The following is a 25083-nucleotide window of genomic DNA, read 5'->3' on the forward strand; positions in this document are numbered from 1 at the left end:
GCTGCCCAACCCGCAAGGAGATCGAAATGGCCACCGTTCCCGTTACCGACGCGACCTTCGACGAGGAAGTGAAGAACTCCGACATCCCCGTCGTGGTCGATTTCTGGGCCGAATGGTGCGGCCCCTGCAAGCAGATCGGCCCGGCTCTGGAAGAGCTGGCCGAACAGTATGACGGCCAGATCAAGATCGCCAAGGTCGACGTCGACAAGGATCAGGCGATGGCCGCCCAGCTCGGCGTCCGCGGCATCCCCGCGCTGTTCATCTTCAAGAACGGCGAAGTCTTCTCGAACCGCACCGGCGCAGCGCCCAAGGCCTCGCTGGAAAGCTGGATCAAGGAAGCGATCTGACGCTTCAGGCGCGCCCTCGACCGGGGGCGCGCCGTTTTCTTGCTAAGAGTAAGGTCCCCTCAGGTGCTCTGCTCAGCCCCCCCGAAACACCCGCCCCACCAGCGGCATGAGCCCGGCCAGCCGCCGCTCCTGCGCAATGGAGCGCCCGGTGACCGGCAATCCCCACCACTCCGCCAGCACCCTGTTGCGCAACAACAGCCCGACCGATGGATCGCCGCTGGCAACCCGCTGGTATCCTTCGAAAAACGCGCTTGAAGCGCCCACCGGCAGGACCTCGCCCCGTGGGATCGCGTCCTTTTGCGCGTGCAGGATGGCGTAATCCACCAGAAGCCGCGCGATGTCGTGCCCGACCGGCACCACCCTCCCGGCGGCAAAGTCGATGCCCCAGCACTGCGCGTCGTCCATGACGAGGTTGCGCAGGTGCAGGTCGCCATGGGTCTGCGCGGTCAGCGTCTCACGCCCCTCGTACGCCGCCTGCCTCGCGCAGAGCGCCCCGGCACACCGCAGGAAGCGCTCCGGCGCCACCACCTGCCGCGCGCCAGACGCGACCTCGGACATGATGCCCCTCAGGTAGCGAAGGGTGAACCCCGGCTGGAAGACCCGCCGCTCGCCGGGCAGCGCGGAATGGAAGCCGCCGAGCCAGCGCCCGGCGCGGCAGAGCAGGGCCTCCTGCCCGGCCACCGGCGCCTCGTCGAGCAGCTGCGAAAGCGGGGTTGCCGCGAGGTAATCCATCACCAGCGACTGCGCCTCGGGCTCGACCGCATGCAACGCCGGAACGCCCTTGGGCCAGGCCGCCATCACCGCGAGATGCGCGGCGAAAGCGGCAGGAAAGCCGGGATCGGCGCCCGGGCGCAGCTGATGCTTCAGCACCAGCCGGCGCCCGCCGGGGCCCTGCAACACAAGCACAGACCGCGTCACCCGCGCGTCGTTGCGCAGCGAAAGCGGCGCCGCCTTCCACGCCGCGGGGTCTTCGCCCATCTGTCGCGCCAGCGCCGGCCAGTGCGCCAGCGCCGCCGCCACCAGATCCCGGCTTTGCATTTCCATCCGCGCGCCCCTGCACTATGTCGGGTCCAAGGGCAGCGCCTTGTTGCGGCGTTGTCCAGCCCCCATATCGCCCCGGCACGACAAGGAGATCAGAGACATGGCCGATCAGGAATTCCCCGGCTGGCACGGCACCACGATCATCGGCGTCCGCAAGGGCGGACAGGTCGTGGTCGCAGGCGACGGACAGGTGAGCCTCGGCCAGACCGTGATCAAGGGCACCGCCCGCAAGGTGCGGCGCCTGTCGCCCGGCGGCTCGGACGTGGTCTGCGGCTTCGCGGGCTCCACCGCCGACGCCTTCGCCCTGCTGGAACGGCTGGAAGCGAAGCTCGAGAAGACCCCGGGCCAGCTGCAGCGCGCCTGCGTCGAGCTCGCCAAGGACTGGCGCACCGACAAGTACCTGCAGAAGCTCGAGGCCATGCTGATCGTCACCGACGGCCGCGAGCTCTACGTCATCACCGGCGCCGGCGACGTGCTGGAGCCCGAGCACGACGTCGCGGCCATCGGGTCGGGCGGCAACTTCGCCCTGGCCGCCGCGCGCGCCATGATGGACAGCGAGCGCTCGGCCGAGGACATCGCCCGCCGCGCCATGGCCATCGCCGCCGACATCTGCGTCTACACCAATGGCAACCTCACGGTTGAGACCATTTCGGCCTGAGACGCCTTCCGAAAGGACCCCCATGACCGACCTGACCCCCCGCGAGATCGTCTCGGAACTCGACCGCTTCATCATCGGACAGAAGGATGCGAAGCGCGCCGTGGCCGTGGCCCTGCGCAACCGCTGGCGTCGCAAGCAGCTGTCCGAGGACCTGCGTGACGAGGTCTATCCCAAGAACATCCTGATGATCGGACCGACCGGCGTCGGCAAGACCGAGATTTCGCGCCGGCTCGCCAAGCTCGCCAAGGCGCCCTTCATCAAGGTCGAGGCCACCAAGTTCACCGAGGTGGGCTACGTCGGCCGGGACGTCGAGCAGATCATCCGCGACCTCGTGGACAGCTCGATCGCGATGACCCGCGAGCACATGCGCGAGGACGTCAAGGCCGCGGCCCACAAGGCCGCCGAGGACCGGGTGATCGAGGCCATCGCCGGCAAGGACGCCCGCGACTCGACCCGCGAGATGTTCCGCAAGAAGCTTCGCAACGGCGAGCTCGACGCCACCGAGATCGAGCTCGACGTGGCCGAGACCGCCTCGCCCTTCCCGATGATGGAGCTCCCCGGCCAGCCCGGCCAGAGCATGGGGATGATGAACCTCTCCGACATCTTCGGGAAAGCCTTCGGCGGCCGCACCACGCGCAAGAAGCTGAGCGTGGGGGAAAGCTACGAGGTGCTGATCCAGGAAGAGGCCGACAAGCTGCTCGACGACGAGGTGGTCAAGAAGGCCGCGCTCGAGGCGGTGGAGCAGAACGGCATCGTCTTCCTCGACGAGATCGACAAGGTGGCGGCGCGGCAGGAGACCCGGGGCGGCGACGTGTCCCGCGAAGGCGTGCAGCGTGACCTGCTGCCGCTGATCGAGGGCACCACCGTCTCGACCAAGCACGGGCCGGTGAAGACCGACCACATCCTCTTCATCGCCTCCGGCGCCTTCCACATCGCCAAGCCCTCGGACCTGCTGCCCGAACTTCAGGGTCGTCTGCCGATCCGGGTGAACCTGCGGGCGCTGACGGAAGAGGATTTCGTCCGCATCCTGACCGAGACCGACAACGCGCTCACCCGCCAGTACACGGCGCTGATGGCAACCGAGGAGGTCATCGTCGAGTTCACCGAGGAAGGCATCCACGCGCTCGCCAAGATCGCGGCGCAGGTGAACGAGTCGGTCGAGAACATCGGCGCGCGGCGGCTCTACACCGTGATGGAGCGGGTCTTCGAGGAACTCTCCTTCACCGCCCCCGACCGCGCCGGCGAGAGCATCACCGTCGACGGGAGCTTCGTCGAGACCTACCTGGGCGAGCTCACCCGCTCGGCCGACCTCAGCCGCTACGTGCTCTGAGCCGTGGCGCCGGTGAGGGGCCAGCCCCTCACACTCCCCGGAGTTTAAGGGCAAGATGAAGAGCGGACCCGTCCTTCATCTTGCCCGATAAACTCCCGCCGGAGGCGTTCCTGCCCCTACCGTTCGCGCGCGGCTGGAGATAACGTCGCGGCGACTGGCTTGGGAGGGCACCATGAAACGTTCGCGCATCAACGAGATCATCCGCGAGGGCGATGCCTTCATCCGCAGCCATGGCTTCCGCCTGCCGCCCTTCGCCTATCTCTCGCCGGGGGAGCTGCGCGCGGCCGAGCATGGCGAGATCGCGCGGCGGCGGATGGGCTGGGACATCACCGATTACGGCGCCGGCGATTTCGACCGGATGGGGCTGTTTCTCTTCACCACACGGAATGGTCTGAACGCCGATCTCGGCCAGCGCAGCGCCATGCTCTACGCCGAGAAGATCATGATCTCGCGCCGCGACCAGCTGAGCCCAAACCATCGCCATGACGTCAAGGTCGAGGACATCATCAACCGCGGCGGCGGCACGCTGGTGCTGGAGCTCTTCGCGGCGACGCCCGAGGGCGGGATCGACCGCGGCGCACCGGTCACCGTGCTTTGCGACGGCATGGAGCGGACCCTGCCCGCGGGCGGGCACCTGAAGCTCGATCCGGGCGAGTCGGTGACGCTGTTTCCCACCACCTGGCACGCGTTCTGGGGCGAGGGCAGCGACGTGCTGATCGGCGAGGTCTCGACGGTGAACGACGACCTGACGGACAATATCTTCGAGATGGAGATCGGCCGGTTCTCGACCATCGAGGAGGACGAGCCGCCGCTGCATCTTCTGGTATCCGACTACGACGCGACGCTCTGACCCCGCCGCACCGGGCCGGCGATCAGGCTCTGATCAGGCGCGCCACCAGCGTTCCGCGAAGCGGGCGTTGTCCATGGACCAGAGGTTGCCGATGATCGCGGGCGCAGCGATCCGGTCGCTGACCGCCTGCAGGTGGTTGGCGAAGACCGGCACCAGCAGCCCGCCCTCGTCGCGCAGGATCTGCTGCATCTCGCCGTAGAGCGCCCGGCGCCGGGCGCTGTCGAGCTCGGAGCGCGCCTCGGTCAGCAGGGCCTGGAAGCGCGGGCTTTGCGCCATGCCCCATTGCGTGTCGTTCCATGGCGCCCCGTGCTGCAGCGCGGTCGAGAACATCCAGTCCTCGGTCACCCGGCCCGACCATGCGCAGGCGCAGAGCGGGCGGTTGCGCCAGACTTCGGACCAGTAGCCCTCGGGGCGCTCGTGGATGACGTCGAGCGTGATGCCCGCCGCGGCGGCGGAGCTGCGGAAGCGCTCGGCCGCCGCAGGCGCGCCGTCGAAGGCGGCCTCGGAGACCGAGAGTGGCAGGGTCAGCTGCGATAGCCCCGCCTGCCGGAGGTGATAGCGTGCGCGGTCGGGATCGTAGGGCACCGGCGCGAGTGCCGCGTCGTACTGGTTGGCAGGGCCGATGGGGCTGTCCGCCCCGAGCCGGCCGTGCCCCAGCAGCACCTCGTCGAGCAGTGCCTGCCGGTCGATGGCGTGCTTCATCGCCTTGCGCACGTGCAGCGCGTCAAAGGGTGACGCGCCGGTCTGCATGGCGAAGCCGTAGTAGCGGTTGCCGGCGATCTCCTGCAGGCGCAGGCTCGGCTCGGCGCGCAGCCGCGCCACCCGTTGCGGCGCGACGCTGTTGATCGCATCGACCTGGCCGCCGCGCAGCGCCGCGACCCGGGCCGCGCCGTCGTTCATCGCGGTGAAGTGGAGCTCGTCGAACCAGCCCGCCTGCCCGTCCTTGTAGTGCCCTGCTACCCGGCGCCCGAGGAAACGCACACCCGGTTCGAAATGCTCGACCCGGTAGAGCCCGGTGCCGATGCCGCGGGCCATGGCCTCGGCGATCTGGCCCGCCGGGTAGATCAACAGGTGATAGTCGGCGAGCAGGTAGGGGAAATCCGCGTTGCCCTCGGCCAGCGTGAAGCGGATGCGATGATCCGAGAGCCGGTCCATCGCGGCGATCGAGGCGACCAGCGGGCGGGCACCCGAGGCGGCGTTCGGGTCGAGATGGAGCCGCAGCGAGGCGATCACGTCTTCGGCGGTGAAGGGCTTGCCGTTGTGAAAGCTTACGCCCTCGCGCAGCGTCACCGTCCAGATCCGCGCATCGGCGCTGGCGTCCCAGCCGGTGGCCAGCTCGCCGCGCAGCGAGCCGTCGGCGGCGACCTCGGTGAGCGTGTCGAAGACGGCGCCCTGAGCCGCGGCGACCATGAAGACATCGGAGTGGGTGCGGGAATCCCAGCTGTCGGAGCGGTGCGCCCCGCCGAGACCCGCCCGCAGGGTGCCGCCCGACCGCGCCGGCGCGGCAGAGAGCCCGGACGCGCCGAGCACTGCCGCGGCAAGCGCGGACTGGATCAGGCGACGTCGTTTGAACCCACTCATGCGAATCCACTCATGTGGCGGTCGTTTCCCTGCTTCTCCGCGATGGCCGGTGATTCGCCGGACGCCGCGTAATGACCGAGCGAGGTTACAGGCCGGCCCGGCTCTGTAAACCCTCGCTCTCGGCAATCTGATCCATGCAGCGCACCAGCTCGGCGCTGATTCCGGGCTCGGACAGCGCGTGGCCGGCGTTGCGGATCATCCGCAGGTCGGCGTCGGGCCAGGCCTGCGCCAGCTCCCACGCGCGGCGCGGCGGGCAGATCATGTCGTAGCGTCCCTGCACGATCACCCCGGGGATGCCTTGCAGCCGGTCGGCGTTGTTGAGGATCCAGCCGTCCTCGGCGAGGAAGCCGTCGTTGACGAAATAGTGGTTCTCGAGACGGGCGAAGGCGCGGGCGTAGTCGCCGGGCGCCTCGCCGCCGGTGCCGTTGGAATAAACCGAGGCCAGCGCGTTTTCCCAGGCCGACCAGGCGCGGGCGTAGCGGGTCTCTTCCCGCAGGTTGCCGCTGAACAGGCGGCGGTGGTAGGCGCCGATCAGGTCGCCGTGCTCGTCCTCGGGAATGAGGTCGGTGAACCGCTCCCACGGCTCGGGCCAGAACTGCCCGGCGCCGCCGCCGTAAAACCAGTCGAGCTCGGTCCGGGTCATCATGAAGACGCCGCGCAGCACCAGCTGGCGCACCCGCTCGGGGTGGCTGATGGCATAGATCAGCGACAGTGTTGCGCCCCAGCTCCCGCCGAAGACGATGAAACGGTCGATGCCGAGGTCCTCGCGGATGCGCTCGATGTCCGACACGAGGTGCCACGTGGTGTTGTCGGTGACGCTGGCATGGGGCCGCGACCGCCCGCAGCCGCGCTGGTCGAAGAGCACGACGCGGAACACCCTCGGGTCGAAATAGCGGCGCATCGCGGGCGAGCTGCCGCCCCCCGGGCCTCCGTGAAGAACGATGACGGGCACACCGCGCGGGTTGCCGCACTGTTCCATATAGATCTTGTGCCCATCGCCCATGTCGATCATGCGTTGATCGAACGGGTCAATGGGCGGGTAAAGGTACTGCACTGCGCGCTTCTGACCCGGGAATTTGTCCATGCCTCGACTATATTGGCAGGGTGACCCGAAAGACCATGGGGGAATTGCGAGAGATGAGCGTTACCGTCGATCCGTCCGAAATCGCCAAGTTCGAGGCCATGTCCGCCGAGTGGTGGGACCCGCACGGCAAGTTCAAACCGCTGCACATGATGAACCCGGTGCGGCTCGACTACATCACCCGCCAGGTGGCCGGCGAGTACGGCCGCGACCTGTCCGCGCCCAGGCCCTTCGAGGGACTGCGCATCGTCGACATCGGCTGCGGCGGCGGGTTGCTCTGCGAGCCGATGGCCCGGCTCGGGGCCGAGGTCGTGGGGGTCGACGCCGCCGAGCGCAACATCCCGGTGGCGCAGCTTCATGCCGAGCAGTCAGGGCTGGAGATCGACTACCGCCACACCACCGCAGAGGCGCTGGCCGAGGCGGGCGAGCGGTTCGACGTGGTGCTGAACATGGAGGTGGTCGAGCACGTGGCCGACCCGCTGGCCTACCTCACCGCCTGCCGCCAGCTGCTGAAGCCCGGCGGGCTGCACCTGTGTTCGACCATCAACCGCAACGCCAAGAGCTTTGCCATGGCCATCGTCGGCGCCGAGTGGGTGATGCGCTGGCTGCCCAAGGGCACGCACGAATGGTCGAAGTTCATAACCCCCGACGAGCTCTGCGAGCTGATGCGCAAGGCCGGGCTCGATCCCGTCGACCGCAAGGGCTACGTCTTCAACCCCGTCAGCTGGTCCTGGAGCATCTCGGACCGCGACCTGTCGGTGAACTACGTCACCGCCGCGATCAACCCGGAGCCCGCCGCATGAGCGTCATTCCCGAAGGCAGCGCCCTCTTCGTCATCGACATCGAGTACACCGTGCCCTTCGAGGAGGTGCAGAAGGTGCTCGAGCCGCACATGGCCTTCGTGAAGCAGGGCTATGCCGAGGGTCGCTTCCTTGCCTCCGGGCCGAAAACCCCGCGTACCGGCGGCGTGGTGATCGCAATGGGCACCTCGCTGGAAGAGGTCGAGGCGCTTATGGCGCAGGATCCCTTCGTCGAGGCCGGCGTGATCGCGCTGAAGATCACCGAGTTCGCGGCGTCGAACCGGCATCCCGTGCTGGCATAGAGCCGCATTTCCCATGATCGGGGGCGGGCGTCAGTCCGCCTCGAGCTTCAGGCGCAGTTCGCGCAGCACCGGCAGCGCCGCGCGGACTTTCTCCGCGCCGAGCTCCTCCACCATCTCCGAAATCACCGGCGCCATGGCGGCCAGCGCCGCCTCGCGGGCGCTCTTGCCCGCCGGGCTGATCGACACCATCTTGCGCCGCGCATCGTCCCAGTCGGGGCGGATATGCACGTAGCCCGCCATCTCGAGCTTGGCGATGGTGTTGGTCATCGCCCCCCGCGTGACGTGGAAGCTGCGCGCCAGCTGCGCCGGCGTACGTTCCTCGTTGACCCGGGCGAGATGGTTCAGCACCGAAAAATGCGAGATCTCCATCTTGTTCGGAAGCACCCGGGTGAGCCGGTTCCGCAGGAGCTGATCTGCCATGATCAGCTCGCTGAACAGCGAAATCGCGAGCGCATTCTGAGGGTTGTTCATTCCGGATCGGTCGGCGGCAAGGACGGTGAGAGGGGCTGGGTGAGAGTGGGCGTTGTTTGAACGTCCGGGCCCACGGGGTCAATACAAACCATAGGACCACCCCCGCAAACCCGCCGTCACCCGTTCAGCAGGGCGTCGAGCTTGCCGTCCCTCTCGAGCGCATAGAGCTCGTCGCAGCCGCCCACGTGGGTCTTGCCGATGAAGATCTGCGGCACAGTGCGCCCCCCGTTGGCGCGCTGCACCATCTCGGGGCGGCGCGAGGGGTCTTCCATGACGTCGATCTCGGTGAAGTCGGCGCCCTTGGAGCTGAGAAGACGCTTCGCGGCGTGGCAGTAGCCGCAATAGGGGCTGGTGTAGATCTCGATCGGCTGCATGGATGGTCCCTTCGCAAAGTTCCGGATATCTGAAGAGATCTAGGTATCCTTTGCAACGCGCGCCAGCACGCAGACACAAACTTCGCTTGCGCCTGCTGCAACACAGGCCTCGGTCGCCATGGAAAGCGTCGCGCCCGAGGTCATCACGTCGTCGACCAGAAGCACCGGCCGGTCGCGCAGCAGCGGCTGCCATTTCGGCGTGACCCGGATCGCGTCATCAAGCGTGACGAAGCGCTCCTCGCGGGTCTTGCCGTCAAGCGCAGGCGTGTGGCGCGGACGCTCGAGCGCGTCGGGGCACCAGTCAAGGTCGAGCTCCCGCGCCAGACCGCGGGCGAGAAGCGCCGACTGGTTGAAGCGCCGCCGCAGATGCCGCCGCAGGTGCAGAGGCACCGGCACCGCGATCATCTCGGGACGTACGAGCGCGCGGGCCTTGCGCGCCATCCAGACCGCAGCGGCCCCGGCGATGTCGTGACGGTCGCCGTGCTTCAACATCAGCACGAGCTTGCGGCCGTTGTCGCGGTAGAGCATCGCCGCAACCCCGCGCTGCCACGGCGGCGGCGTAGTCAGGCACGCGTCGCAGAACTCTTCTTCCTCGGAGCTGCCGGGCAGCGGCGTGCCGCAGGTGGCGCAGGCCAGTCCCGAGGTGAAGGGGGTGTCGCGCCAGCACGGCCCACACAGGCCGAAGTCGCTTTCGACGAGGCCACCGCAGAGCAGGCAGCGGGCCGGGTAGACGATGCGCAGCATGGTTTGCAAGGCGGGCGCGAACATTCTAAGCAACCTCCATGTCCAGCCCCGCGCCCCTCACCGACCGCATCGCCCTGAGCCGACACCGCGCTCGTGCCGCGAACGACCCTGCAGTCTTCTTGCACGAGGCCGCCCGCGACGAGGTGCAGGATCGGCTGATGGTGGTTAACAAAACGTTTAAATCACCGGCCGTCGTGACAGCTTTTCCGCAGGTCTGGGACGGCTTCCTCCCCGACGCCCGGATCCTGCCCGACGACGAAGTGCTGGCGCTTGACGAAGGCGCACATGACCTCGTGGTCCACGCCATGGCGCTGCACTGGGCCAACGACCCGGTGGGCCAGCTGGTGCAATGCCGCCGCGCGCTGAGGGCCGACGGGCTGCTGCTGGCGCTGTGCTTCGGCGGGCAGACCCTGCACGAGCTGCGCTCGGCGCTCGGCCAGGCCGAGATCGAGATCACCGGCGGCCTGTCGCCCCGGGTGTTGCCGATGGGCGAGATCCGCGACCTTGGTGGCCTGCTGCAAAGGGCCGGGCTGGCGCTGCCGGTGGCGGACAGCTTCACGCTCACCGCCAGCTACGACTCGGCGCTGCACCTGATGCGCGACCTGCGCGCCATGGGCGAGACCAACGCCCTGACCGCCCGCCTCCGCCGCCCGACCCGCCGCGCCGTGCTGCTGCGCGCCGCCGAGCTCTATGCCGAGGGCTTCTCCGACGACAGCGGCCGCGTTACCGCCAGCTTCGAGATCGTGACCCTCACCGGATGGGCCCCGGACGCGAGCCAGCAGAAGCCGCTGCGCCCGGGATCTGCGGCGCAACGTCTCGCTGACGCCCTGAACGTCAATGAAACACCTCTTGAAGATTGAATCATTCCAAAGACGAGATACCTAAGTAAAGTCATCAGGATCACCTCAGGACAGGACAATGCTCGACGCCACCGACAAGGCCGCCCGCCCCGCTCACGGGCCCTCCGATCACCCCGCGATCTCCGCAACGAAAGTCGGGGTCCTTCTCGCCAACCTCGGCACGCCGGACCACTACTCCTACTGGCCGATGCGGCGGTACCTGAACGAGTTCCTCTCTGACACGCGGGTCATCGACTATCCGAAGTGGAAGTGGCAGCCGCTGCTGCAGGGGATCATCCTGACCAAGCGGCCGTTCAGCTCGGGCGCCAACTACAAGTCGATCTGGAACGAGGAGCTCAACGAGAGCCCCCTCATGACCATCACCAAGCAGCAGACCGCCGCCATCGCCGCCAAGATGCAGGCGCGCTACGGCGATCAGGTCATGGTCGATTTCTGCATGCGCTACGGCAACCCCTCGACCAAGTCCAAGGTCGAGGCCATGGTCAAGGCCGGCTGCCGCAAGATCCTGTTCTTCCCGCTCTACCCGCACTACGCCGGCGCCACCTCGGCCACGGCCAACGACCAGTTCTTCCGGGCGCTGATGGACGAGGCGTGGCAGCCCACCGCCCGCGTCGTGGATCCGTATTTCGAGCAGCCGAGCTACATCGAGGCGCTGGCCCAGTCGGTCGAGCGCGGCTACGCGGCGCTGGCCGAGAAGCCGGACATCCTGGTGGTGAGCTACCATGGCATGCCCAAGCGCTACCTGATGCAGGGCGATCCGTACCATTGCCAGTGCCAGAAGACGACGCGGCTTCTGCGCGAGCGGCTGGGCTGGGGCGAGGACCGGATCACCACGACCTTCCAGTCGGTCTTCGGTCCGGAGGAATGGCTCAAACCCTACACGGTCGAGCACGTGGCCGAGCTGGCGAAGCAGGGCAAGAAGAAGATCGCGGTGATCGCGCCGGCCTTCTCGGCGGATTGCATCGAGACCCTGGAAGAGATCAACGAGGAAATCCGCGAGAGTTTCGAGCACGCGGGCGGGGAGCAGTTCACCTACATCCCCTGCCTCAACGACGATCCTGCGCATATCGACGCGCTGTCGGAGGTCATCGGGCAGAACCTCGCGGGCTGGGTCTCCTGACCCGCCCCGGGGCGACGCGCCAGGCTCTACTACGCAAAGAAAAAGGCGGTGCCGTGGCACCGCCTTTCCCTTGTCCGAAGACGATCGGTGATCAGTCGGCCGATGCGGCAGCGGCAATCACGGCGATCAGCAGCAGCGGGATCACGATGCCGGCCGAGGACGAGCTCTGTTGAGTCTCTTCCACGACGACGACGGGCTCCATGACCACGTCGTCTTTGGCATAGGAACCGGCCATTGCGGTCGATGCGGTACCGGCAAGCACGGCGGCGAGAACGAGTTTTTTCATGTTATCCTCCAGATAATCGCCTGACGCAGATAGAAATTTCCACGTCAAGCACCCAAGACTTACCTCGTAAATCTGTCTAAGCAGCAATTCCTGGTGAATGCAAACTCAAGTTGTTGACGCCGAATGCGTCGCGCTCGCCCTGTGGTTAAATCAGCAACACCTGAGTGCCCACGACGGACATATTGTAGAGCTGTTCGATGTGCTCGTTGTAGAGCCCGATACAACCGTTAGAGGACCGACGCCCGATCTTGCGTGTGTCATGGGTACCGTGGATACGGTAGTACGTCCAGCTCAGATGCATGGCACGGGTGCCGAGCGGATTGTCCGGGCCGGGGCCGACGTAATCGGGCCACTCGGGATTGCGCTCTTTCATCGAGGGGGTCGGCCGCCAGTCGGGCGACGGGTCCTTGAGAACCACCTGGGTACGACCGCGGCGGGTCAGGTCCTCGGTCAGCGGGACCGAGCACGGGTACAGGTGGTACGCGCCGGACGCTTCCCAGAAGTGCAGCGCACGCGAGCTGATGTCGACGAGGATGGCCCCGTTGTTCAGCGAGTTGAAGTGCGGGTGCCAGTCGAGCGACCGGAAGCTCGAGATGTTGCGCCGCGTCGCGGGCGAGATGTCCCGCTCGATCTCGACGGTGTCACTGCCGTTCACGTTCTGCGCGAGCGCAGGCGTCCCGATCAGAGCCGCGCTGCCGGCGAGAAACGCGCGACGGTCAAAGCCTTTCTGTGCCATGTCGGTGGTATCCTTGTTGCACAAACGCCAAAAGCCCCAAAAACTGGGGATCATGTCCCATGATACCGGTCCCGGGTTATGGCCGTAAAGCCTCAGTCGCGTGTCAAACCGTGTTACGTTGGCCACTTCACGACGTTGTGCGTTTGATTAGCCTAGGCGCGCACGTTAAGGCGGGAAAACCCACGATATAGCTAGGCAGGACCATGAACCGACGCTCGTTCCTCATGATTTCCGCGGCGCTCCTGGCCGCTTCCTGTGGCCCGACGGTCACCGCACCGCAACTCGGCCCGGACGGCAAACCCCTGCCTCGTGCCTACCGGATTCCCGCGGGGTCCGAAGGCAAGATCGAATACAACATGCTCGATTCGGTCAACGCACTGCGCCAGGCGCGCGGCGTGGCGCCGCTTCAGCTTGATGCAAGGCTCAACGCCGCCGCCGCGACTCACGCGCGCGACATGTCGGTGCAGAACCGCCCGTGGCACTTCGGTTCGGACGGCTCCTCGCCCATCGACCGGGTGCAGCGCGTGGGCTACTCCGGCCGCCTCGTGGGAGAGAACATCTCCGAGACCTACGAGACCGAGCTCGAGACCCTCGCCGCGTGGATGGAAGAGGACGCGACCCGCAACGTCATCCTCGACGGCTCGGCCCGCGACATGGGCTTCGCCTGGTATCAGGAGAGCAACGGCAAGATCTGGTGGACGCTGGTGACCGGCGCGCCGGGGGCCGGCGCGGTCTGATCCCGCCCGCCACGTGACACGAATCGCCCGGCCCCTTGCGGTGGCCGGGCTTTTCTTTGGGCATCAACCCCGGATCAGGGCTGGATGGTGATCGGCGTGCCGTCGCGGACCATGGCGTAGATGTCTTCCATCTCGCGGTCGGAGACGGCGATGCATCCCCAGGTCCAGTCGCGGCCGTTGCTTCTCCAGCTGCCGCCGCCGCGACGCTTCTTGTCCTTCGGCGGACCGCCGTGGATGAAGATGTCACCGCCCGGGCTTTTCCCCGAAGACGCCGCGAAGGCGCGGTCGTAGGGGTTGGGGTAGGAAATCCCGATGCTCAGGTGGAAATTCGAGTTCGGGTTGCGCCGGTCGATGAAATAGAGCCCCTCGGGCGTCTTGCCGTCGCCCTCGTACTGCTTGTGACCCTGGGGCTGGAAGCCGAGCCCGATGTCGTAGCTTTCGAGCACCTTGTCATTGTGCAGGAGATACATCCTGCGGGTGCTCTTCTTGACCACGACCTGAGTCACTTCGGGCCCGTTATAGGTCCTGAACTTGCTGCTGCATGCCCCGAGGCCGCCCAGCAAGGCGATGATGAGAATCAGCCTGAAAAACCGCATCTGTCCGCTCGTTGTTATTTTCGGTCTCTTTTTGCGACCAGTTTATAGCGCAAATTCAGCCTCCGGCATAGTCGGCGCTTCTGCGGAATCTAACGGTTTCACCGATCCGTGAGGCTGAGCTGCGCCACCAGTTCCACGTGGGTCGACCAGCGGAACTGATCCACCACCTGCAACCAGTCGAGCGTATAGCCCGCGGCAACCAGCACCGACGCGTCGCGGGCGAAGGTCACCGGGTTGCACGAGACGAAGGCGATGCGCGGGATCCGGGCCGCGGCAAGCTCGGCCACCTGTGCCTCGGCGCCGGCGCGGGGCGGGTCGATCACCGCGGCATCGAAGCGGTGCAGGTCCTCGGGCAGCAGCGGGTTGCGGAAGAGATCGCGCGCCTCGGAGGTGACATGACGCAGCCCCTCGGCCATGCGCCAGCCCTTGTCGAGCGCGACGGTCATCGCCTTGTCGCCCTCGACCGCGTGGACCCTAGCGTTTTCCGCCAGCGGCAGCGCAAAGGTACCGCAACCGGCGAAGAGATCGACGATATGGCTGGCGTCGCCCACCGCTTCGCGCACGCCGGCCAGCAGCGCGGCCTCGCCTTCGGGCGTGGCCTGCAGGAAGGCTCCGGGCGGCGGTACGACCTCGGCGCGGCCCATCTTCTGCACCGCCGGGCGCCGGGTCAGCGCCACCTCGTCGCCCCAGGCGACCCGCGCCACGTCATGCGCACGCGCCAGATCGGCGAGCTCGGACTGCAACTGCGGATCGAGCTCCTTGCCGCCGGTCACCCTGACGTCGAGCCCGTTGGCCCCGGTCGTCAACAGTACCGACAGCTCGCCCTTGCGGCTGCCGCCGAGCACGGCCATCGCCTCGACCAGCGGCAGGCCGGCGGCGAGCTTCGGATCGACCAGCAGGCAATCGGGCACCGGTACGATGACGTCCGAGCCCTTCATGTGGAACCCCGCCAGCGCGCCCTTCTTGGTACGCCGGGCCGAGAAGGACGCGCGCCGCCGGCTTTGCGGTTTCGAGGTTGCACAGGGTCGAAACTCGGTCTCGAGCCCGTGGGCGGAGAGCGCGTGCCGCACCACCCCGACCTTCCAGTCCTCGACGAAATCGTCGCGGGCGTGTTGAAGCTGGCAGCCGCCGCAACCCTTGGCGTGGCGACAGGGCGCCTTCACCCGCATCTCCGAGGGCGTGACGATGCGCGGCGCCGCCATCACGTTGTTGGCAATCTCGCCCTCGACGGTTTCGCCGGGCAGAGCTCCGGGCACGAAGACAGGGCCCGGCGCAATGCCATCCCCCTGATGCCCGAGACGTTCGATCGTGACCTGTTCCATGCGGGACTAATGCCCCGCAACGGCCCCGCTGTCGAGATCGCGCAGAAAACGCTGCACCGCGCGGGGCGAGGTCAGCACCACGGTGCGGACCCCGGGGCCGGCCTGATCGGCCACCGCGCGGTTGCGGACACGGTTGCTGTGCCGCGTGTCCCAGACCCATTTCAGGAACTCGGCGTCGAAGCGCTCCGGGCAATTGTCGGGAAGATCGGGGCGGGTCTGCCCGCCAGCGAACTCTACCCGCCGCTTCAGCAACCGCCAGAGCCGCAGCGCCAGCGGAAGGTCGAGCACGATGACCGTGTCGGCACGGGCGAGCCGCGTGTCCCACGTGGCCGAGAGCCCGCCCTCGATGATCCAGCTCTCCTTGCGCTCGGCGGCGCGCATCATCGCGAACTTCTCCTCGCGCTCGCGTTCGACCCATCCGGGCGTCCAGTGGATGTGGTCGATGTGCACGACCGGCAGGCCGGTGCGTGCGCCAAGCTGCCGGGCGAGGGTCGATTTCCCAGCGCCCGGCTGCCCGACAATCATAACGCGTTTCACTCGGCGGCGTCCTCCACCGCCTCTGCCTCGGGCACGATGAACCCACCCGACTGCCGGTGCCAGTACCGCGCGTAGAGCCCGTCCTGCGCCAGCAGTTCGTCATGGGTGCCCTGCTCGACGATGTGGCCGCGGTCCAGCACGATGATCCGGTCCATCTCGGAGAGGGTCGAGAGCCGGTGCGCGATGGCCATGACCGTCTTGCCCTCCATCACCCGCTCGAGCGCCGACTGGATCGCCGCCTCGACCTCGGAATCGAGCGCCGAGGTGGCCTCGTCCAGCACCAGGATCGGCGCGTCCTTGAGGATGGCGCGGGCCAGCGCAATGCGCTGCCGCTGCCCGCCCGAGAGCTTCACGCCGCGTTCGCCCAGATGCGCGTCATAGCCCTCGCGACCCATGTGGTCGCGCAGGCCAAGGATGAACTCATGCGCCTCGGCCTTCTCGGCGGCGGCGATGACATCCTCCATTGTGGCACCGGGCCGGCCGTAGCGGATGTTGTCGAGCGCCGAGCGGTTGAACATCGCGGTCTCCTGCGTGACCATGCCGATCTGGCGGCGCAGGCTCTCCTGCGTGACCTCGGCGATGTTCTGGCCATCGATGAAGATACCGCCCTTTTCGGCGTCATAGAGCCGCAAGAGCAGCGCAACCATGGTCGACTTGCCGGCGCCCGAGGCGCCGACGACGCCGACCTTCTCACCCGGAGCGAGGGTCACGGCGATGTGCTCGACCCCGCCCTCCTTGCGCCCGTAGGAGAACGCCACGTCGCGGAAATCGATCTCGCCGCTGGTAACCTCGAGCGGCGTCGCGCCGGGGGCGTCGAGCAGCGTGTGCGCCGGGGTGATGGTGCGGATGCCGTCCTCGATCTCGCCGATGTTGGCGTAGATGCCCATGAGCGTGAAACTGACCCAGCCGGTCATCTGGCTGAGCCGGATCGCGACCGCGCCGGTGGCGGCGATGTCGCCCGCGGTGACGAAGCCCTGCGACCAGAAGAACAGCGCGCCGCCGATCAGCACCACCGGCAGGGTCCCCGCCAGCGCCATGAGACAAAGCCGGAACGCCGACGCGACCCGCCCGAACGAGATGAAGCGGTCGCGGTAGGTCGACATGGCGCCGAGCGCGGCCTCGTCCTCGAAGTCGTCATGGGCGAAGAGCTTCACGGTCTTGATGTTGGTCACCGTATCTACGAGCTGACCGGTCACCATGGCCCGTGCGGCGGCGCGCGCCTTGGAGCGGGCCCGGATGCGCGGCATGAAGAACCGCAGCAAAAAGGCATAGGCCACGACCCAGGCCAGCAGCCCCATGGCGATGCGCCAGTCGATGGACCCCACCAGCAGCACCGAGCCCACCACCGAGGCCAGCGCGAAGAGGATCGCCTGCACCACCTCGGAGATCACGTCGTTCAGCGCCCGAGCGGTCTGCATCTCCTTCTGCGAGATCCGCCCCGCGAAGTCATTGTCGAAGAAGGTGACGGAATGGCCCAGCGTGTAGCGGTGCACCCGGCTCAGGATCAGGTTGAACACATTGGGCTGCATCACGACCGACTGGATGTAGGCGGAGAGCCCGGCGATCCCCGGCCGCACCGCGATGAAGAACACCGCGCAGAACAGCAGGAACGGCCAGTGCGCCGAGAACACGGTCGTGGCGTCGCTCTCGAGCGTGCGGTCGATCACGTCGCCCAGCAGTTTCGCCGTCAGGACCTCGAAGGCACCGCCCAGTGCCGACAGGATCCCGGCGGGGATCAGCACCGGCCAGGCGCCCTTCAGCGCCCAGAGGACGAAGCGTCCGAGGGTCTGGGGAGGCGGGGTCTCCGCGCGCGAAAACGGGTCTATTATGTCGGAAAAGCTCATTCCGATGCCTTGTCACCTTGCATGTCGGGGTCGAGAAACCCGCCGGACTGGCGGGCCCAGAAGCTCGCATATAGGCCGGCTTGGTGCAGAAGCACGTCATGGCTGCCTTGTTCGACGATGCGTCCACCGTCGAGCACGAGGATACGGTCCATTTGCGCGATGGTCGAGAGCCGGTGCGCGATCGCGATCACGGTCTTGCCCTCCATCATGCCGTAGAGCGTGTCCTGGATCGCGGCCTCGACCTCGGAATCGAGCGCCGAGGTCGCCTCGTCTAGGAGCAGGATCGGCGCGTCCTTGAGGATGACCCGCGCCAGCGCGATACGCTGCCGCTGCCCGCCCGAGAGCTTTACGCCGCGCTCGCCCACATGGGCATCGTAGCCACTGCGCCCCTGTGGATCCTGCAGGGTGAGGATGAACTCGTGCGCCTGCGCCTGCTTCGCGGCCGCGACGATCTGCTCTTCGCTGGCGCCCGGGCGACCGTAGAGCAGGTTTTCACGCACCGACCGGTGCAGGAGCGCGCTGTCCTGCTGCACCATGCCGATGGTGCGGCGCAGGCTGTCCTGCTGGACCTTCGTCACGTCCTGCCCGTCGATCAGGATGCGGCCGCCCTCGGCGTCGTAGAACCGCAAAAGCAGCTTCACGAGGGTCGATTTCCCCGCCCCCGAGCGCCCCACCAGCCCGATCTTCTCGCCCGGCTCGATGGTCAGCGAGATGCGGTCGAGCCCGCCCTGCCCGCGACCGTAATGGTGGCTGACGTTCTCGAGCGTGATCTCGCCCCGGTCGAGCACCAGCGGCGCGGCGCCCGGCGCGTCGGTCAGGGTGATCGGCTGGGCGATGGTCTCCATCCCCTCGGCCACGACACCGAGCTGGCGGAAGAATGTGGTGAGCGCCCACATGATCCAGCCGGTCATGGCATTGAGCCGGAGCGTCAGCGCGGTTGCGGCGGCCACCACGCCGACCGAGGCCCCGCCCTGCATCCACAGCAGAAGCCCCCAGCCCACCACACCGACGATCAGCAGCCCGTTGAGGACCACCAGGGCCACATCCATGATGGTATAGAGCCGCATTTCGCGCTGCAGCGTGACGCGCGAACGCTCGATGGCCTCCTTGGCGTAGTCGAGCTCCTGCGCGTCCTGCGCGAACATCTTCACCGAGTGGATGTTGGTGTAGGCGTCCACGACCCGGCCGTTCACGAAGCTCCGCGCATCCGAAGCGGCCTTGGACGCGTGACCGACGCGCCGGATGGTCCAGCGCATCAGCAGCGCGTAGGCACCGAACCACAGCAGCAGCGGCAGCAGCAGGCGCGGGTCGGCATCGGCAAGCAGCACCGCCGCGCCAACCACGTAGGCCAGCGCGAAAGTGATGGCGTCGAAGACCTGGAACACCGCCTCGCCCGCGGCGGGCGGGGTCTGCATGATGCGGTTGGCGATGCGCCCGGCGAAATCGTTCTCGAACCAGCCGATGGACTGGCGCAGCACCTGCGCGTGTGCCCTCCAGCGGATCAGCGTGCCGAAGTTCGGCGTGATCGCGTTGTTCAGCACCAGCACGTCGAGGGCCTGCAGCAGCGGACGCAGCAGCAGGATGAAGAGCCCGAGCAGGATCAGCGCGGTGCCGTGTTCCTCCCAGACCTGCGACGGGTCGCCGGCGAGAATGTCCACGACCCAGCCCATGGCCCAGATCAGCCCGATCTCGACCGAGGCCACGGCGACAGAGAGCAGCGCCGCCCAGATGAAGACACGGCGGAACGGGCGCGCGTAATCGGTGAGGAACGGGAGCAGCCGGGTCGGAGGACGGTCGGTCGGCGGGTAGTCGGTGTACGGATCTACGAGATCTTCAAAGTAACGGAACACGGGAATTGGGCCTTCGTCATTGAGGCGCGAAGTCTCCCCGATTCCCTACAGGAAAACCATGACCGAAAAGCTCCCCAGCGCGAGCGCCATGATCCGGGCAAAAATCCGCCACGCCCGCGGGGTCGTCAGCAGGTAGGTCAGCAGAGCCCCCGCGCTGGTCCAGAAGGTGCAGCAGAAGAGGTTGATTCCGGAAAAGGCGCTACCAAGCCGCAGTGCCTCGGCCAGCGGGCCGCCACCGCCGGGATAGGCCGAGGCCGCGGCAAGTGCCACCGCCCAGACCTTGGGGTTCACCCACTGGAAGAGCGCGCCTTCGATCAGCGTCATGGGCCGGTCGCGATCGGCCTTGCCGCGACGCCGGTCCGCCGTCCAGAGGCCCCAGGCCATCCACATCATCCAGCCGCTGGCGGCGATCTTGAGGATGAGTTCCAGCGCCGGCGCCTCGCGCAGCAGCGCCGCGATGCCAAGCCCGGTGAGCCCGGCGGTGACGCCCACGCCCAGCACCACGCCGAAGAGATGCGGTAAGGTCCGGCGCAGGCCGAAGCGGGCACCGGAGGCGGTGAGCAGCACGACGTTCGGACCGGGCGAGAACAGGCCGAAGAACACGAACCCGTAGAGCGGATCGAGGATCATTCCAGAAGGTCGTCCCGGGACAGCATGAACCCCGAGGCGATCCAGCGCCGTTCGAGCCTGCGCAGCGCCTCGCCCAGTTCCGGGCCCTGCACCCCGGGCATCAGGTCGCGCGGTTTCACGGGAAACGTCGCCCCGGCGCCCTTGGCGATCTCGTCCTGGACGAAGGGCGCGACCGGCTGCCCAAGGCTCGCCGCCCGCAGGATCGCCACGTCGAGCGCGATCTCCGCGCCGTGCCGCCAGGCGGTCTCGGCGATGGGCTCGTCCGAAGACAACAGGCTCTGATACTGCCCAAGTCGCTTCTGTTGCCCCCGCGAGAGCCGCAGCGACGCGCTGTCATAATACCCGAGCCCCGCCAGCCGGCGCATCGGGTCGGGTGTGAGCCCGTGCCCCTGTTCCAGCGCGACAAGCGGCTGGATCGCCAGGATGCTGGCGCCGGGCAAAACCTTGTCGAGCACCCCGCTCTGGGCCATGACGCAGATCGCGATCCCGGGCTCGGGCGCCCGCAGGAGCCGCACCATCTCGTGCCCGACACGCTCGGCCGAGAGCTTTTGCAGACCGTCGAGATTGGCCGCGATCCCGGCAAGCGCCTCGGCGTCGACACCCTCGGCGGGGTCGCCGTACCATGCGATGAAACGGAAGAAGCGCAGGATGCGCAGATAATCCTCGCGGATGCGCTCGCCCGCATCGCCGATGAAGCGCACGCGCCGTGCCTCGAGATCCGGCAGCCCGCCGAGCGGGTCGAGCATCCTGCCCCGCGCGTCGGCATAGAGCGCGTTCATGGTGAAGTCGCGCCGCGCGGCATCCTCGGCCACGTCATCGGCATAGCGCACCACGGCGCGACGGCCATCGGTTTCGACATCGGCGCGATAGGTGGTGACCTCGTGCCCGACGCCATCGGCCACGACGGTGACCGTGCCATGCTCGATGCCGGTGGGAACCGCCTTAAGACCGGCGCTCTCGGCCAGCAAGACCACGCGTTCGGGCCGCGCGTTGGTGGCGATGTCGACGTCACCGACCGCGACATTCATCAGTGCATTGCGCACGCAGCCGCCGACCACGTAGGCCTCGTGCCCACCGGCCTCGAGCATGGCGAGCACGTGCTGTGTGGAATCACAGCTCAGCCAGTCGCCGGAAACCTGTGTCACCCGTCCATCCGCCCGGCCAGCGCCCTCAGCATCCGCGCGGTGGCGCCCCAGATGTAATAGGGCCCGTAGGGAACGGTGTAATAGAGCCTGCGCTGGCCGCGCCAGCGCCGTCCCTGCACCGAGAACCGCGACCGATCGGTGACGTGCTCGAAGGGCACCCGGAAGATCTCGGCGACCTCGCCGGGCTCGGGCATCGGGTCGAACCTGTCACTGACAAGGCCCACGACCGGGGTGACGAGAAAGCCGGTGACGGTCTCGTGCGGGGGCATCGTGCCGAGGATCTCGACCGTTTCGGACTGGAGACCGACCTCTTCGCGCGCCTCGCGCAGAGCGGCGGCGACGGGGCCGTCGTCTTCCGGATCCACCTTGCCGCCGGGAAAGGCGATCTGGCCCGGGTGGTGCTTGAGGCGGGAAGAGCGCTTGGTGAGCACCAGCTCGAGCCCCTCGGGTCCGGGCAGGAAGGCGGCCAGCACACCGGCCGGCCGCAGTTTGCGATTTTCGGGAAGAACCGTGCCGGGGTTCAGATCGAAATCGGACGAAGGCGCGCCGGTTTCCGCCATCGCCCGGCGCAGGGCCGCGATCTGCTCCCCGGTTCGGCTCACTTCCGGGCCTCGAACCCCACGCTCTCGGGGTCGAGCTCATAATGGCGACCGCAGAACTGGCAGTCCGCGGTGACCAGCCCGTCCTCGGTGGTCATCTTCTGGATGTCCTTGGCCGAGTAGATCGACAGCGACTGGCGCACCCGATCTTCCGAACAGGTGCAGCCGAAGCGCACCGACTGGGCGTCGAAGACGCGGGGCTGTTCCTCGTGGAAGAGCCGCACGAGCAGGTCGGTCGGCGGCAGGTCCGGACCGATCAGTTCGAGCTCGTCGACGGTGTCCACGTGGAAGTTCACGCGGCGCCAGTTCTCTTCCTCGTCGCCGGTGACCAGATCCTCGGGGCGGAGCAGTCCGTTTTCGCCGGTGCCGCCCTCGCCCGAGGCAAAGGGCGAGGCCTTGGGCATGGTCTGGATCATCAGGCCGCCGGCGCGCCATTCGCCGGTGCCGTCCGCCAGCATTGCCTTGCCGAAGTTCAGCGCGAAACGGGTCGGCAGCTGCTCGGACTGCGCGAAATAGGACTCGGCACACGCCGCGAGCGAACCGCCCGCAAGCGGGGTGATGCCCTGGTAGGGCGTGGTGCCCTTGCCCTGGTCGACGAGGATCGCGAAATAGCCGTCCTCGAGCTGGTCGAAGGCGGCGGCATCGCTGATCTTGCTGGCGTCATAGCTCGCATAGGCCCGGATGCGCGCCGGCTGCCCCTCTTTCTCGGGTGCGAAGTAGTCGGTCGCGATCATCCGCAGGGCGCCGCGGGTCTGCACCTGCAGCGAAAGCTTCCACCGCAGTTTCACCGTCTGCCCGATCAGCGCCGTCAGCAGCGCCATCTCGGCGACCAGTGCCTCGACCGGTTCCGGGTAGTCATGCTGGCTCAGGATGCCGTTCAGCGCACCGTCAAGCCGCGCCACCCGGCCACGGATGTCGGAGAGATCAAGCTGAAACGGAAGGACGGTATCGTCCCAGGCAAGTTTGCTGCCGATGGTCATGGGGTTTCCTTATCTGCCGCGCGTTGGCATACCGGCACCATATAGGCAGGACAAGCCAGATACCAAGGGGGCCGACATGATCGCACGTTACGGAGCTTCGCCGGAACCCGGCCGCCGCTACACGCTTCGCCCCGGGGTCTACGCGATCCTGCCGCGCGACGGGGCGCTGCTGGTGACCCATCAGCAAGAGCCCTGGCCCGAGTTCCAGTTGCCCGGCGGCGGCATCGACGCGGGCGAGCAGCCCCTGACCGCCCTGCACCGCGAGGTCTACGAAGAGACCGGCTGGCACATCGCCCGGCCGCGCCGGCTGGGAGCGTTCCGCCGCTTCGCCTACATGCCGGAATACGATCTCTGGGCCGAGAAGCTCTGCATCATCTACACCGCCCTTCCCGTCCGGCCCCGCGGCGAGCCGACCGAGCCCGGCCACAGCGCGCACTGGATGGCGCCCGAGCTTGCGATGGAGCTGCTGGGCAACCCCGGCGACCGCGATTTCGTCGCGCGCTGCATGCGCTGAGCGCGCCCTAGCAACCGACATATTCCACCAGCGCCGCCGAGACGTCGTCCTGCAGCGCGGTGCCCTTGCGGGTGATCTGGCTGAGGTTCCAGTAGAGATCGTCGAGAAACTCGGTCCCGCTGGCAGCGAGGCAACGACCGACCAGCGCCCGCAGCCCGTCCTCTTCGAGCATGGTGTTGTCCTTGAGCTCGGCCTCGGTGATACCGTCGGAATAGAGCAGAAGCCGGTCGCCCGGCGCCATGGCGAACTGGATCGGCGTATAGCTCACCCCCGTCACCAGCCCCACCGGCAGACCGCCCTCGCCGATGAAGGACATGCTGCCATCGGCCCGTATCAGCAGCGGCGGCGGGTGCCCGGCCTGCACCAGCGTCACGTCGCCGGTGGCGAAGTTCAGCGTCATGTAGACCATGGTGAGATATTCCAGCACCCCGGGATCGGCGGAGAGCCGGTCGTTGAGCCGCACCGCCACCTCTTCCGGCGGGCGGAAGGCGAGGAATTTGTTGTACCTCCGTTCAAGCGCGATGTTCTGGTCGGGGAAGTCGTTGCCAAGATATCCCGCCACCCGCGCGGTCATCAGCGCCGAGGTGATGCCGTGGCCCGAGACGTCGAGGCTGTAGACCCCGACGCCGGTCGCATTGGGGCTGAACATTCCGACGAGATCGCCGCCGACGTGCCCGCAGGGTTTCAGCAGCAGGCTGACGCGGGCGGTGCCGAAATCGCGGCTGCGCTCGGGGACCAGCGCCTCCTGGATCGTGCGGGCCTGCCGGAGATCGCGGTCGATGGCGTCATAGGCACTGCGCAGCCGGCCGAGCGTGTCCGACAGTTGCCGCTGCATCGACAGGATCCGTGCGCCGGCATTGATCCGGGCACGCAGCTCGTAGGAATTCACCGGCTTTGTCAGGAAGTCGTCGGCCCCCGCGTCGAGCCCGCGCGCGATCTCTTCCTTTTCGCCCTTCGAGGTGAGCAGGATGAAATAGCCGTAGCGGTCGCGCTTCAGCTCGCGGAACTGTCGGCAGAACTCGAGCCCGTCCATCCCCGGCATCATCCAGTCCGACAGCACCGCGTCGGGCACCATGGTGCGACAGATCTCGAGCGCCTGCTCGCCGCTGCTGGCCTCGAGCACCTCGAACCCCCAGCGCCGCATCACGGCGCAGAGAATCTTGAGCTGCACGGGGCTGTCATCCACCACGAGCACGCGCTGGAGCGAGGCCTCCGAGGTCGAGGCGGCAATCGTATCGGCGGGCTTCGGCTGCAAGCAGGCTCCTCACGAACGGGGTGTGCAAGAGGTTTACCGGAGCCGGTCTTAATGTCCCCTTTACGCGGTTTCGTCGCCGGTCCGCCGCCGGCAAAGCGAGGCAAGGGAATCTTCACCTTTTGCTCCTAGTCCTGAACACGACCGGGAGGTGCGCTATGATCGACTGGAGCCGCGTCGCCGAGTTGCGCGACGAAATTGGGGCCGAGGATTTTCAGGAGGTGGTCGACCTGTTCCTGGACGAGGTTGCAGGCGCCCTTGCCGAACTTCAGGAGGCGGCGGAAGACCCTGGCGAACTCGAGGCGCGGCTGCATTTCCTGAAGGGAAGCGCGCTGAACCTTGGTTTCGCGGCGCTGTCCGAGCTCTGCCATCATGGCGAGACGGCCGCGCGCAGGGGCGCGACCGGCGGTATCTCTCTCGACCGGGTGGCCGATGTCTATGAACGCTCGCGCGCGGAATTCCTGCGCGAGCTGCCGCAGCGGCTTACCGCCTGACC

29 protein-coding genes are annotated in these 25083 nt (G+C 67.4%); 11 read left to right on the forward strand and 18 right to left on the reverse strand.

Features of this window, described 5'->3' with window-relative positions; genetic code table 11:
- The first annotated feature begins 26 nt into the window (after positions 1 to 26).
- Positions 27 to 347, forward strand: a complete 321-nt coding sequence (gene trxA / locus BLQ77_RS05155) for a thioredoxin (protein WP_008887170.1) — start codon at positions 27 to 29, stop codon at positions 345 to 347.
- Between the two features lie 72 nt (positions 348 to 419).
- Here the strand turns inward: trxA and BLQ77_RS05160 are convergent, their stop codons facing one another.
- The gene (locus BLQ77_RS05160) at positions 420 to 1391 is read right to left on the reverse strand and encodes a phosphotransferase (RefSeq protein WP_089956250.1); all 972 of its coding nucleotides are present in this window, start codon (positions 1389 to 1391) and stop codon (positions 420 to 422) included.
- 97 nt (positions 1392 to 1488) lie between these two features.
- On the opposite strand from BLQ77_RS05160, the gene hslV reads away from it, so the two are divergent.
- The 3 genes from hslV to BLQ77_RS05175 all read left to right on the forward strand — a co-directional run bounded on the left by hslV (position 1489) and on the right by BLQ77_RS05175 (position 4226).
- Positions 1489 to 2046: an ATP-dependent protease subunit HslV gene (gene hslV, locus BLQ77_RS05165; protein WP_008886461.1), complete on the forward strand. Its 558-nt coding sequence runs from the start codon at positions 1489 to 1491 to the stop codon at positions 2044 to 2046.
- A 22-nt stretch (positions 2047 to 2068) separates the two neighbouring features.
- Entirely contained in the window at positions 2069 to 3376 is a 1308-nt protein-coding gene (gene hslU, locus BLQ77_RS05170; RefSeq protein ID WP_008887160.1) for an ATP-dependent protease ATPase subunit HslU, read from the forward strand.
- Positions 3377 to 3548: 172 nt separating this feature from the next.
- Positions 3549 to 4226 (forward strand): D-lyxose/D-mannose family sugar isomerase, encoded by a 678-nt coding sequence (locus BLQ77_RS05175; RefSeq protein WP_089956253.1) that lies wholly within the window; start codon positions 3549 to 3551, stop codon positions 4224 to 4226.
- A 33-nt stretch (positions 4227 to 4259) separates the two neighbouring features.
- On the opposite strand, the gene BLQ77_RS05180 is transcribed toward BLQ77_RS05175, so the two are convergent.
- Both BLQ77_RS05180 and pip read right to left on the reverse strand, forming a co-directional pair.
- On the reverse strand, positions 4260 to 5807 hold the full coding sequence (locus tag BLQ77_RS05180; protein ID WP_089956258.1) for an ABC transporter substrate-binding protein: 1548 nt from the start codon (positions 5805 to 5807) through the stop codon (positions 4260 to 4262).
- 85 nt (positions 5808 to 5892) lie between these two features.
- Positions 5893 to 6891: a prolyl aminopeptidase gene (pip, locus tag BLQ77_RS05185; RefSeq protein WP_089956262.1), complete on the reverse strand. Its 999-nt coding sequence runs from the start codon at positions 6889 to 6891 to the stop codon at positions 5893 to 5895.
- Between the two features lie 35 nt (positions 6892 to 6926).
- Between pip and ubiG the strand changes: the two genes are divergently transcribed.
- Positions 6927 to 7691 carry a bifunctional 2-polyprenyl-6-hydroxyphenol methylase/3-demethylubiquinol 3-O-methyltransferase UbiG gene (gene ubiG / locus BLQ77_RS05190; protein ID WP_375360196.1) on the forward strand — a complete coding sequence of 255 codons (765 nt, stop codon included), beginning with the start codon at positions 6927 to 6929 and terminating at the stop codon, positions 7689 to 7691.
- Entirely contained in the window at positions 7688 to 7990 is a 303-nt protein-coding gene (locus tag BLQ77_RS05195; RefSeq protein WP_089956270.1) for a YciI family protein, read from the forward strand. The genes ubiG and BLQ77_RS05195 overlap by 4 nt, the downstream gene beginning before the upstream one ends.
- Positions 7991 to 8020: 30 nt before the next feature.
- Here BLQ77_RS05195 and BLQ77_RS05200 read toward each other — a convergent pair whose 3' ends face one another.
- The 3 genes from BLQ77_RS05200 to BLQ77_RS05210 form a co-directional block, all read right to left on the reverse strand.
- A complete protein-coding gene (locus tag BLQ77_RS05200; protein ID WP_008886974.1) occupies positions 8021 to 8461 on the reverse strand; it encodes a MarR family winged helix-turn-helix transcriptional regulator in 441 nt (146 codons plus the stop codon).
- Positions 8462 to 8577: 116 nt separating this feature from the next.
- Positions 8578 to 8835: a glutaredoxin 3 gene (gene grxC, locus BLQ77_RS05205; RefSeq protein WP_008886609.1), complete on the reverse strand. Its 258-nt coding sequence runs from the start codon at positions 8833 to 8835 to the stop codon at positions 8578 to 8580.
- Positions 8836 to 8874: 39 nt separating this feature from the next.
- Positions 8875 to 9603: a ComF family protein gene (locus tag BLQ77_RS05210; protein ID WP_165617032.1), complete on the reverse strand. Its 729-nt coding sequence runs from the start codon at positions 9601 to 9603 to the stop codon at positions 8875 to 8877.
- Between the two features lie 14 nt (positions 9604 to 9617).
- Here BLQ77_RS05210 and BLQ77_RS05215 point away from each other — a divergent pair, with 14 nt between their 5' ends.
- Both BLQ77_RS05215 and hemH read left to right on the forward strand, forming a co-directional pair.
- Positions 9618 to 10439: a methyltransferase domain-containing protein gene (locus BLQ77_RS05215; RefSeq protein WP_089956271.1), complete on the forward strand. Its 822-nt coding sequence runs from the start codon at positions 9618 to 9620 to the stop codon at positions 10437 to 10439.
- Between the two features lie 58 nt (positions 10440 to 10497).
- Complete coding sequence (hemH, locus tag BLQ77_RS05220; protein ID WP_089956274.1) at positions 10498 to 11559, forward strand: ferrochelatase; 1062 nt, start codon at positions 10498 to 10500, stop codon at positions 11557 to 11559.
- A 91-nt stretch (positions 11560 to 11650) separates the two neighbouring features.
- On the opposite strand, the gene BLQ77_RS05225 is transcribed toward hemH, so the two are convergent.
- Together BLQ77_RS05225 and BLQ77_RS05230 are read right to left on the reverse strand one after the other, a co-directional pair.
- A complete protein-coding gene (locus BLQ77_RS05225) occupies positions 11651 to 11845 on the reverse strand; it encodes a hypothetical protein (protein ID WP_008887140.1) in 195 nt (64 codons plus the stop codon).
- Positions 11846 to 11990: 145 nt separating this feature from the next.
- The gene (locus BLQ77_RS05230; RefSeq protein ID WP_008887256.1) at positions 11991 to 12581 is read right to left on the reverse strand and encodes a L,D-transpeptidase; all 591 of its coding nucleotides are present in this window, start codon (positions 12579 to 12581) and stop codon (positions 11991 to 11993) included.
- Positions 12582 to 12784: 203 nt separating this feature from the next.
- Between BLQ77_RS05230 and dalA the strand changes: the two genes are divergently transcribed.
- On the forward strand, positions 12785 to 13318 hold the full coding sequence (gene dalA / locus BLQ77_RS05235; protein WP_089956276.1) for a divisome-associated lipoprotein DalA: 534 nt from the start codon (positions 12785 to 12787) through the stop codon (positions 13316 to 13318).
- 74 nt (positions 13319 to 13392) lie between these two features.
- Here the strand turns inward: dalA and BLQ77_RS05240 are convergent, their stop codons facing one another.
- The 9 genes from BLQ77_RS05240 to hslO all read right to left on the reverse strand — a co-directional run bounded on the left by BLQ77_RS05240 (position 13393) and on the right by hslO (position 22821).
- A complete protein-coding gene (locus tag BLQ77_RS05240) occupies positions 13393 to 13914 on the reverse strand; it encodes a L,D-transpeptidase family protein (protein WP_008886933.1) in 522 nt (173 codons plus the stop codon).
- Positions 13915 to 14012: 98 nt separating this feature from the next.
- Complete coding sequence (locus BLQ77_RS05245) at positions 14013 to 15236, reverse strand: class I SAM-dependent RNA methyltransferase (RefSeq protein ID WP_089956279.1); 1224 nt, start codon at positions 15234 to 15236, stop codon at positions 14013 to 14015.
- Positions 15237 to 15242: 6 nt separating this feature from the next.
- The gene (locus tag BLQ77_RS05250; RefSeq protein WP_089956281.1) at positions 15243 to 15773 is read right to left on the reverse strand and encodes an AAA family ATPase; all 531 of its coding nucleotides are present in this window, start codon (positions 15771 to 15773) and stop codon (positions 15243 to 15245) included.
- A complete protein-coding gene (locus tag BLQ77_RS05255; protein ID WP_089956284.1) occupies positions 15770 to 17617 on the reverse strand; it encodes an ABC transporter ATP-binding protein in 1848 nt (615 codons plus the stop codon). Before BLQ77_RS05255 ends, BLQ77_RS05250 begins: the two co-directional genes overlap by 4 nt.
- A complete protein-coding gene (locus BLQ77_RS05260; protein ID WP_089956288.1) occupies positions 17614 to 19467 on the reverse strand; it encodes an ABC transporter ATP-binding protein in 1854 nt (617 codons plus the stop codon). Before BLQ77_RS05260 ends, BLQ77_RS05255 begins: the two co-directional genes overlap by 4 nt.
- 45 nt (positions 19468 to 19512) lie before the next feature.
- Positions 19513 to 20097 carry a LysE family translocator gene (locus tag BLQ77_RS05265; protein ID WP_008887008.1) on the reverse strand — a complete coding sequence of 195 codons (585 nt, stop codon included), beginning with the start codon at positions 20095 to 20097 and terminating at the stop codon, positions 19513 to 19515.
- The gene (locus BLQ77_RS05270) at positions 20094 to 21242 is read right to left on the reverse strand and encodes a CCA tRNA nucleotidyltransferase (RefSeq protein WP_089956291.1); all 1149 of its coding nucleotides are present in this window, start codon (positions 21240 to 21242) and stop codon (positions 20094 to 20096) included. Before BLQ77_RS05270 ends, BLQ77_RS05265 begins: the two co-directional genes overlap by 4 nt.
- Positions 21239 to 21802 carry a CoA pyrophosphatase gene (locus tag BLQ77_RS05275; RefSeq protein WP_165617041.1) on the reverse strand — a complete coding sequence of 188 codons (564 nt, stop codon included), beginning with the start codon at positions 21800 to 21802 and terminating at the stop codon, positions 21239 to 21241. The genes BLQ77_RS05270 and BLQ77_RS05275 overlap by 4 nt, the downstream gene beginning before the upstream one ends.
- A 38-nt stretch (positions 21803 to 21840) precedes the next feature.
- A complete protein-coding gene (gene hslO / locus BLQ77_RS05280) occupies positions 21841 to 22821 on the reverse strand; it encodes an Hsp33 family molecular chaperone HslO (protein WP_008886491.1) in 981 nt (326 codons plus the stop codon).
- A gap of 76 nt (positions 22822 to 22897) precedes the next feature.
- Between hslO and BLQ77_RS05285 the strand changes: the two genes are divergently transcribed.
- Positions 22898 to 23335 carry an NUDIX domain-containing protein gene (locus BLQ77_RS05285; protein ID WP_008886553.1) on the forward strand — a complete coding sequence of 146 codons (438 nt, stop codon included), beginning with the start codon at positions 22898 to 22900 and terminating at the stop codon, positions 23333 to 23335.
- 7 nt (positions 23336 to 23342) lie between these two features.
- Here the strand turns inward: BLQ77_RS05285 and BLQ77_RS05290 are convergent, their stop codons facing one another.
- Positions 23343 to 24590 carry a PP2C family protein-serine/threonine phosphatase gene (locus BLQ77_RS05290; RefSeq protein ID WP_089956299.1) on the reverse strand — a complete coding sequence of 416 codons (1248 nt, stop codon included), beginning with the start codon at positions 24588 to 24590 and terminating at the stop codon, positions 23343 to 23345.
- 155 nt (positions 24591 to 24745) lie between these two features.
- Here BLQ77_RS05290 and BLQ77_RS05295 point away from each other — a divergent pair, with 155 nt between their 5' ends.
- Positions 24746 to 25081, forward strand: coding sequence for an Hpt domain-containing protein (locus BLQ77_RS05295; RefSeq protein ID WP_089956303.1), 336 nt, complete (start codon positions 24746 to 24748; stop codon positions 25079 to 25081).
- Positions 25082 to 25083: the final 2 nt, after the last annotated feature.

The organism is Salipiger thiooxidans (assembly GCF_900102075.1).
Lineage (GTDB): Bacteria > Pseudomonadota > Alphaproteobacteria > Rhodobacterales > Rhodobacteraceae > Salipiger > Salipiger thiooxidans.